The organism is Zooshikella harenae (assembly GCF_018837975.1).
GTDB classification, from domain to species: Bacteria; Pseudomonadota; Gammaproteobacteria; order Pseudomonadales; family Zooshikellaceae; genus Zooshikella; species Zooshikella harenae.
Map to the genome: position 1 here is coordinate 1 of NZ_JAGSOY010000253.1, position 1,225 is coordinate 1,225.

Annotated in this window: 3 protein-coding genes; 1 reads left to right on the forward strand and 2 read right to left on the reverse strand. The window is 37.6% G+C overall.

The window, feature by feature from the left end; all coding sequences use genetic code 11:
* Window positions 1-187: 187 nt before the first annotated feature.
* Both KCG35_RS25400 and KCG35_RS26800 read right to left on the reverse strand, forming a co-directional pair.
* Complete coding sequence (locus KCG35_RS25400; protein WP_094789871.1) at window positions 188-511, reverse strand: type II toxin-antitoxin system HicB family antitoxin; 324 nt, start codon at window positions 509-511, stop codon at window positions 188-190.
* Window positions 504-635, reverse strand: a complete 132-nt coding sequence (locus KCG35_RS26800; protein ID WP_255562040.1) for a hypothetical protein — start codon at window positions 633-635, stop codon at window positions 504-506. Before KCG35_RS26800 ends, KCG35_RS25400 begins: the two co-directional genes overlap by 8 nt.
* Window positions 636-929: 294 nt before the next feature.
* Between KCG35_RS26800 and KCG35_RS25410 the strand changes: the two genes are divergently transcribed.
* Window positions 930-1,225, forward strand: a 296-nt coding sequence (locus tag KCG35_RS25410) for a hypothetical protein (RefSeq protein ID WP_215822643.1), incomplete at its 3' end; no start/stop codon positions are given.

The window sequence follows — 1,225 nt, forward strand, 5'->3', positions numbered from 1 at the left end:
GTGATATCCTGCTTTTTGATGTAATTTGATAGCATCTGAAACGATATGATATCGAGTATTTATATATGATTTGATATCATATCATTTTATAAGATATGAGCTTATATAATTTACACAAGCCTCCACAAGGCACGCCATCTTTGTCTACCTTAGATGTTCCTTACCAATGAATAGGGTAGGGCGCTCATCAAACTAGTTTAGAGCTAACATACCTATTTAAACTAACACCAGATTCAGCGGCTCTAATTGCAAGTAAACGATGCTGTTCTGGTGGAATACGTACCATAAATTTACCGCTGTATGCTTTCTCTGAGATCGGTTCTGGCACGGTTTCACCGTTTGCCTGCATATCCTCGATAATCTCTTTTACGAGATTGCAAATGCCTTCTAGTGCGTTTACACGCTTTTCATCTAGGTAAGAAAGGCTAGGAAACTCAGTGCACAGCCCTACAAATTCTTGATCCTCTTCAGACCAGGTTACCCGGTACGTGTAGTGTTCATAATTAATCATTGTTAATACCTTCTAACTTTTCTATTGCTGCTAGCACTTGCCGGACTTGGTAAGGTTTAGCTTTACCACCTTTGCCTTCCTGAATATTTACCCTTGGATCTCCAGGCCATGGAGTTTTATACACTTTATGGCTAGTTCCTTGCTGCCTTGGTTCACCGAAGTAGTGACTACACACCTTTACTAAGTCGCTGAACCTTACGTTTGTCGGGCTTTTGCGCCAGTCTGCTATAAGTCGTTCAATCCTAGTCATGAGAATATTATAGTATCATTAATGATACTATTCAATAAGAGGAGGGTGGCTACAAGTGTTTTGTGCATGTATCGCGATCCTCAGTAAGTGGCATTGCTATAATCCAAATAAGCAATGTTGAATGATAATTCATAATTACTGGATGACGTAACCACTGAGCTTATCTTCATGGATGAAATGACTTCTCCGCTTCCTCCTTGCTTCCATAGTCTTGATACTAAAGAAGCTATAGAACTATGGAAGAAAGGAAAGGATGCTTGGAATAACGAGGTTAAGATATACCCTCATGCAAACATATGTTTTTATGAAGTAGACTTTTCGAGCCATAATAAAGAAAATTCAATAGTTGATTTTAATGGATATAAATTTCCTTCTGGAATAGTTGATTTTCAATATACCCAGTTTGGCAATAAAAAAATTGAATTTTGTAATGCTGAATTTAATGGAAGTGTAAATTTTGCTTG